Here is a 7,506-nt window from a genome sequence, read left to right as displayed (position 1 = left end):
GTGCGGGACGGGCCCGAAGCGCTGCCGGCCGGGGGAGCGGACGACGATGACGGTCGGCGCGGGGCCCCGCGTCTCGCCCCCGGAGGTCCTCGACATCGTCTCCGTGGTGTTCGGGCGTCTCCTCAGGGAGCGCGGGGTGGCCGTGTCCCCGGCCGAGGTGGTGGAGGTGCGGACGGTCCTCGCGCTGCTGGGCGCCTCACGGCCCGAGGTGCTGCGGCCGGCGCTCCGCGCGGTGACCGTCAAGTACCAGCGGGAGAACCGGGTCTTCGACGCGGTGTTCGACCGCCTCTTCCTCGGTCTGCACGTGGCCCGGACCGAGGGCGCCGCCGGTGCCCGAGGCGATGATCCGCAGGTGGGGGCGCTGCCCGACGAGTGGGAACTGGACTCCGAGGGGTCGTCGCCGTCCACCCCGTCGGACCTGGACCCGGCAGAGATCGGTGACCTGGTCGAGGGCGAGGACACGGTCCGGCGTGATGAGGACATCCACTACGACGACTCCGACTTCTCGACCGCGACGGGAGAGGAGGAGTTCGCGGTCGAGCCGGGCGCGGAGCAGTGGCGGTCGACGGTCACCTACGAGATCGAGGTGGACCGCGCGTCGTCGGACCGGGTCGGGGAGATGGGGTCCTCCGCGGTCTCGGTGTCCGGCGACGAGTCGTTGGACTGGGGGGACGCGCTCGACGTCCTGCGGACCCTCGACGGTTACGACGCCCGCCAGGTGTACGCGGGTTCCGGTGAGGACGGCGGGCCCCCGCCGAGCGAGCAGGTGGGGATGTTCGTCGACGCGGTCGTGGAGTTCCTCAGGAGCCTGACGGACGACGTCACCGCCGGTGGATCCGGTGGGGGTGGTGACGACGACGAGGATCGCGGGGGCGTGGAGGGACCCGACGACGGTGACCTCGAGCGCGCGACACACGAGGTGATGCGCCGGATCCGGGGAGCGCCCCGCCGGCGTTCGCGACCGTTCGCGCGTGGGGTGCTGGACTCACGCTCCACCCTGCGCCGGGCCTGGTCCACGGACGGCGAGGCGTTCACCATCATGAACCGCACCCGCGTGCCCGGACCGCTCAAGCTCCTGATCCTCGTCGATGTCTCGCTCTCGGTCCGTCCCGTCACCGGATTCGTGCTCCGACTGGCCCAGAGCCTGCATCAGAAGGTCAACCGGTGCTCCGTCGTCGCCTTTGTCGACCGACCAGTCGACGTCACCGACCAGTTGCTGTCCTCGTCGGGCGCGGAGGCGCTGGCGACCGTGCTGGCCGCGCCCGGCCTGGATCTGGAGGCGAGCAGCGACTACGGGCGGGTGTTCGCCGAACTCCTCGACCGCCACGGGGATCTGATCGACGCCCGGACCTCGGTCCTCGTCGTGGGTGACGGGCGGAGCAACGGCCTCGATCCGCGGGAGGACCTGGTGGGGCGGATCAGCAGGCGGGCCCACCGGATGGCGTGGATAACCCCGGAGGCCCGAAGGTACTGGAACCGGCCGAGCTGCGGGCTGAGCGGGTACGCCCGGTACCTGGACGGGGTGGTGACCGCGCGTGACCCCGCGGAACTGTCCGAACGGGCAGGTCTGCTGGGAAGCTCGCTCGCCTGACACGGCCCGGGCCTATCGTGAGGTCATGTCCGCGGAAGGCCGGGTGGCCAAGTTCCACGCGCCGGAGATCCTCTTCGGTTTCGGCGCCCTGCCCGAGGCCGCGACCGCCGCCATGGGGTTGGGGGCCCGGCGCCCCCTCGTCGTCACCGATCCGTGGCTCGAACTCACCCCGTGGCCGGGGACCGTGGTGGACGCCTTGAGGGCGCGGGGTGCCGAGCCGGTCGTGTGGTCGGACGTCCGACCGAACCCGCGCGCATCACAGATCCTCGAGGGTGCGCAGACCTATCACTCCTCGGGGTGCGATGTGATCGTCGCGGTGGGGGGTGGGTCGGTGATCGACGCCGCCAAGGGGGTCGCGCTGGTCGTGTCCAACGGCGGACACGTCCTCGAGTACGAGGGGGTCGACCGGGTCCGGCTGCCGCTGCCCCCGGTGGTCGCGGTGCCGACGACGGCCGGCAGCGGTGCCGATGTCTCCCAGTTCTGCGTGGTCAACGACTCGGACCGCCTGACCAAGGTGACCATCGTGAGCCGTTCGCTGGTGCCGGACGTCACGGTGATCGACCCGGCCACCCACGCGACAGTCCCCGAGGACGTGCGGGCGGCCACGGCGATCGACGTGCTCTCGCACGGGGTCGAGGCGTATTTCTCACGCGCGGCGGGCCCGTTGACGGACTCCCACGCCCTGCGCTCAGTCGAGCTGTGCACCCGGTCGCTCGACCGGCCCGGGCGCGCGGGGAGGAACGGTGGGGGGTGCGGTGACGAGCAGTTGGAGGCGATGGCGCTCGCGTCGCTCGAGGCGGGGATGGCCTTCAGCAACGCCGTCCTGGGGGCGGTCCACGCGATGAGTCATCCGGTGGGCGGCCGGTACGACGCGTCCCACGGCCAGATCAACGGGGTGCTGCTGTCGCATGTGGTCCGGCACAACGGGACGGTGATGGCCCCGGACCGCATGGCGGATCTGGCCCGGGCCGCCGGCGTGACCGTGGGGTCGCGCGCCGGTCAGGTGACGGACCGGGTCGCGGACCGCTTCCGCGACCTCGCGGAGTCCGTCGGGATCCCGACCGGGCTCACTCCCCTGGGGGTCCGGGGCGAGGACATCCCCACGCTGGCCGCTCACGCACTGCGCGACCTGTGCATGGCCACCAATCCACGTCCCGTCACCCTCGAGGACGTCGAGCGGCTGTACAGGGAGGCGTCATGAGCGAGGGGCCGACCGACCTGGACTCCCTCCTGGGCCTCCGGTCGGTCAAGAGGAGCTTCTTCGACCAGTACCGGGCGGCGGAGTCCAGGCTGCGCCGCTCGATGCACGCCCTCGATCGCGTCTCGGGGGCGCTGGTGCGGACCGCCGAGGGGCCCGAGGAGCTGATGCTGTCCGTCCTCAAGGTCGCCTATGACCAGCTCGATGCCGAATGGGCGCTGGTGGCCCTGCGGGACGGTCAGCTCCCGTCCGTCGAACCGCGGCACGTCATCGTGGATCCCGAGGGACGCTTCGTCGCGTTCGAGGGGCGGGACCTGGCACCCGTGCCGGAGGGGTTGCCCAAAGGCGTGGTCAACGTCCTTCTCGCGGTCCTCCGCGGCGGCCGGTCCGCCGAGGTCGCGGAGGCCGGCGGGCCCGACGCGGTCACCGTGCCCCTGATCCTGCACGGCGGGGTGATCGGCGGGTTGGCGTCGTGGCGACACCCCGGGCGGCCGGCCGACGACATCGACACCGTGGTCCTGCGGATCCTCGCTGCGCAGGCGGCGGTCGCACTGCACAACTCCGTCCTGTTCCGCGACAAGGAGATGCTCCTCGCCCGGGCGGAGGAGGCCTACGAGGAGGCCCGGGGCCACGTGGTGGAGCTGTCCCGGCGGAACTCGGAGCTCGAGATCGCCCATCGTGAACTCGATGCCGCGCACCGCCAACGGATCCTCGACGTGGAGCGCTCCCGGATGGCCCGGGAGCTCCACGACAGCGTGTCCCAGCTCGTCCTCGGCGCGGGGATGCACCTCCAACTCGGACTCGACGCGGTGGCAGACGCCGACCGGCAGCGGCCCCTGCTCGAGAAGGCGGTACACCTGACCGACCAGGCCGTCGACCAGTTGCGGTCCGTGATCTACGCCCTGCGCACGATCGACGACGGGGACGTCCGGCTGAGCAGGTTGATCGAGGACCTGTGCCGCCTCCACGTCCCGTCGACCATGTCCTCCGAGGTCCGGGTACTCGGCGACGAGGTGCCCACGACCCCCGGGATCGAGCACGAACTCCTCCGGATCGCCGGCGAGGCGCTCTCGAACGCCGCGCGGCACTCGCGGGGCGACGGCGTGGTGGTCACCCTCGACTTCGGTGACGAGGCCGTGGCGCTGACCGTTCAGGACGACGGTGTGGGCAGGCCGGAGGATCTGCGGAGCCTGCTCGAGGCCGTGCGGACCGGGTCCCCGGAAGAGCGCCACGGTCTGGTGAACATGAGGGAGAGGGCGGAGATGGTGGGAGGGGTGTTGCGCATCGCGGGGGCCGACTCGGGCGGGGTGGCGATCACCGTGGTGGCGCCCTCCGTCGACGGCGTCGGCCGGGGGGCGGTCCGATGAGTCCCGGCCCGAGGACCCCGGCGGCCACGATCCGCACCGTGCTGGTGGACGACCACGCGGTGCTCCGCGAGGGCCTGCGGTTGATGCTCGAGCGGGAGCCCGATCTCGAGGTGGTCGGCGAGGCGTCGACCGCGGACGCGGCCCTCGGGGTCATCAACTCGACCCGCCCGGACGTGGCGGTGATCGACCTCAAGCTGGGGAGCGGGTCCGAACTCGACGGGTTGCGCCTCTGTGCGGCGGTCCGCGACCTGTTCCCCGACGTCGCCCCGCTGGTGCTCACGACCTTTCTCGACAAGGCGATCGTCGTGCGGGCGGTCAGGGCGGGGGCGCGGGGATACGTGGTCAAGAACGTGGACGTCACCGAACTGGTGACCGCCGTCCGGTCGGTGTCGGCGGGGCAGAGCGCCTTCGACGCGCGGACCGCCTCCATGGTGGTGGACGCGCTCAGGGGGGTCGAATCGGCGTCCGAGGCCCTGTCGGCACGGGAGATCGAGGTCCTCACGCTGCTGGCGGAGGGGATGTCCAACAAGGAGATCGGTCAGGCGCTGTTCATCTCGGCCACCACCGCGAAGTTCCACATCAGCAACATCCTGCGCAAACTCAAGGTCTCACGGCGCGCCGAGGCGGTGTACGTGGCCAGTCGGCAGGGCCTGCTCTGAGCTGCACCGGCACGTCACCGGTCCACCACCAGCCACCCGCCGTGGTGCTCGTCGACCCGGGTCCGCACACGGGAGGCCCGGCCGTCACCGACAGCCTCGATCCGGGCGGCGAGCGCCGTCAGCGTGGGGACGTCGAACGTCCGGACATGACCGTATTGCGTGACGGCGACGGTCTCGAAGGGCACGGCGATCACCACCCGTCGCCGCGCCAGTCGTAGTGCTTCTCGGACCATGTCCCAGCCGGGCTCCTCGTCCACGTGCTCGAGGACGTGGACGAGGTAGACGGTGTCCGTGGCGGCCGGGGCCAGTGGGGTCGTCCGTGCGTCGAGACAGATCGGCGAGGGCAGGGGTCCGTCGGCCGGCGCGCAGGACCGGAGGAGCCCGAGGACGGCCGGGTCGAGGTCCGCGGCGACGGTCCTCACGCCCTCCCGGGCGAGGCGGAGGGACAGGAAGCCGAAGCAGCATCCGATCTCCACCGCGGAGTGGCCGACCATCTCGGCCACCGCCCGGTCGTGGACCGGGGAGAACGGGCAGACGCCGCTGGCCAGTGCTGTGATCGACGACCGGTAGTAGGCGGACCAGCACTCCTCCCAGGTCGCGTCCCGGCAGGTCACCAGCGCCGTCACGGCCCGGTGGAACTCGTCGACGGTGTGCAGGACCCCGGTGGCGAGCAGATCGCGGGACATGGCCGGGATCAGCGCCTCGCTGACCTCGTCGTCGTCGAGGTCGTGGCCGATCCGCACCCGACGGTCGTCGGCGGTCACGGTGAACGCCCCGAACCGTCGGCCCGGCCCGCCCCGGACCGCCGAGATCTCCCGGAGCGCCGGGGGAGTGGCTGTGGTCTGCATGGGGGCCGACGCTAGGACTCCCGGGGTCCCTCGACGAGGGAAAGCAGTGGATTCCGGCAGGTCGAACGGGTGCGGACCTGCCCGGACGGGCAGTGCGGACCCGGGCCGGTCGCCGTGCAACGTTGCTGCAACCCCGCCGCGCATAGTGTCCTACATCACAGCGTCGACCACGGGGGTCGCGCGGAGGAGTAAGGAGGGGCACGATGCCCGTTTTCGCACAGCCCGGCGCCGATGGTTCGGTGATGTCCTACCAGAGCCGTTATGAGCACTACATCGGCGGCGAGTGGGTGGCACCCGTCAAGGGTGAGTACTTCGAGAACGTCACCCCGATCACCGGGCAGGTCTTCTGCGAGGTCGGCCGCGGGACGTCCGAGGACATCGAGGCCGCCCTCGACTCCGCGTGGGCGGCCGCCCCCGGGTGGAACGCCACCTCCGCGGCCGAGCGGTCGCTGGTCCTGCTCCGGATCGCCGACCGGATGGAGGAGAACCTCCAGGCCCTCGCCCTGGCCGAGTCGTGGGACAACGGCAAGCCGATCCGCGAGTGCCTGGCCGCCGACATCCCGTTGGCGATCGATCACTTCCGCTACTTCGCCGGCTGCATCCGCGCCCAGGAAGGCGGGATCTCGCAGATCGATGAAGACACCGTGGCGTACCACTTCCACGAGCCTCTCGGCGTGGTCGGCCAGATCATCCCCTGGAACTTCCCGGTCCTCATGGCGGTGTGGAAGCTCGCCCCGGCGCTGGCCGCGGGCAACTGCGTGGTGCTCAAGCCCGCCGAGCAGACCCCGGCGTCGATCCTGTTCCTCATGTCGGTGATCGGCGACCTGCTCCCGCCGGGTGTCGTGAACGTGGTCAACGGATTCGGCACCGAGGCAGGCAAGCCGCTGGCCTCCAACCCCCGGATCCGCAAGGTCGCCTTCACCGGCGAGACCACCACCGGACGCCTGATCATGCAGTACGCTTCGGAGAACCTCATCCCGGTGACCCTCGAGTTGGGCGGCAAGAGCCCCAACATCTTCTTCGAGGACGTCATGGACGCCGACGACGACTTCCGTCAGGCGGCGCTCGAGGGCTTCGCGATGTTCGGCCTCAACCAGGGCGAGGTGTGCACGTGCCCCTCGCGCGCGCTCGTGCAGAGGTCGGTCTTCGACGAGTTCAGCGAGCTCGCGATCGAGCGCACCAAGCAGATCACGCAGGGCAATCCGCTCGACACCGACACGATGCTCGGCGCGCAGGCCTCCAACGACCAGTTGGAGAAGATCCTGTCCTACATCGACATCGGCAAGCAGGAGGGCGCGGACGTCCTCACCGGCGGCGGGCGGGCGGAGCTCGAGGGCGATCTCGCGGGCGGCTTCTACGTGCAGCCGACCGTCTTCCGCGGGCACAACAAGATGCGCCTGTTCCAGGAGGAGATCTTCGGTCCCGTGCTGTCCCTGAGCTCGTTCACCGACTTCGACGACGCCATGATGATCGCCAACGACACGCTCTACGGCCTGGGCGCCGGCGTGTGGTCGCGTAACGGCACCACCGCCTACCGGGCCGGTCGCACCATCCAGGCCGGCCGGGTGTGGACCAACACCTACCACCAGTACCCGGCCCACGCGGCGTTCGGTGGCTACAAGCAGTCCGGCATCGGACGTGAGAACCACCGCATGATGCTCGACCACTACCAGCAGACCAAGTGCCTGCTGGTGAGCTACTCGGGTAAGCCCCAGGGCTTCTTCTGAGTCGCGGCGGACCAGTGGAGGAAGGACCGTCCATGGACGACGTCTGCGGACTGCCCTCCGGCGGGAGCGTGCCCATCGCGGCGCGGGCCCTCCCGCCGGAGGGCAGTCCGCAGACG

At 71.0% G+C, this 7,506-nt stretch carries 6 protein-coding genes; 5 read left to right on the top strand and 1 reads right to left on the bottom strand.

Features of this window, described 5'->3' with window-relative positions; translation table 11 throughout:
* From IY392_RS14045 to IY392_RS14030, 4 genes are all read left to right on the top strand, one after another.
* Nucleotides 1–1,591, top strand: a 1,591-nt coding sequence (locus IY392_RS14045; RefSeq protein WP_228549430.1) for a VWA domain-containing protein, incomplete at its 5' end; no start/stop codon positions are given.
* Between the two features lie 25 nt (nucleotides 1,592–1,616).
* Nucleotides 1,617–2,792, top strand: a complete 1,176-nt coding sequence (locus tag IY392_RS14040; RefSeq protein WP_194861545.1) for an iron-containing alcohol dehydrogenase — start codon at nucleotides 1,617–1,619, stop codon at nucleotides 2,790–2,792.
* Nucleotides 2,789–4,156 (top strand): ATP-binding protein, encoded by a 1,368-nt coding sequence (locus IY392_RS14035; protein ID WP_194861544.1) that lies wholly within the window; start codon nucleotides 2,789–2,791, stop codon nucleotides 4,154–4,156. The genes IY392_RS14040 and IY392_RS14035 overlap by 4 nt, the downstream gene beginning before the upstream one ends.
* Entirely contained in the window at nucleotides 4,153–4,815 is a 663-nt protein-coding gene (locus IY392_RS14030; protein WP_194861543.1) for a response regulator transcription factor, read from the top strand. Before IY392_RS14035 ends, IY392_RS14030 begins: the two co-directional genes overlap by 4 nt.
* Before the next feature lie 14 nt (nucleotides 4,816–4,829).
* On the opposite strand, the gene mftM is transcribed toward IY392_RS14030, so the two are convergent.
* Nucleotides 4,830–5,663: a mycofactocin oligosaccharide methyltransferase MftM gene (gene mftM / locus IY392_RS14025; protein ID WP_194861542.1), complete on the bottom strand. Its 834-nt coding sequence runs from the start codon at nucleotides 5,661–5,663 to the stop codon at nucleotides 4,830–4,832.
* Between the two features lie 203 nt (nucleotides 5,664–5,866).
* Here mftM and IY392_RS14020 point away from each other — a divergent pair, with 203 nt between their 5' ends.
* Nucleotides 5,867–7,390: an aldehyde dehydrogenase family protein gene (locus IY392_RS14020; RefSeq protein WP_107755412.1), complete on the top strand. Its 1,524-nt coding sequence runs from the start codon at nucleotides 5,867–5,869 to the stop codon at nucleotides 7,388–7,390.
* Nucleotides 7,391–7,506: the final 116 nt, after the last annotated feature.

Source organism: Dietzia sp. SYD-A1 (assembly GCF_015356725.1).
Lineage (GTDB): Bacteria > Actinomycetota > Actinomycetes > Mycobacteriales > Mycobacteriaceae > Dietzia.
Note: the sequence above shows the minus strand (reverse complement) of the source record. Positions and strands in the feature narration are given on the sequence as shown.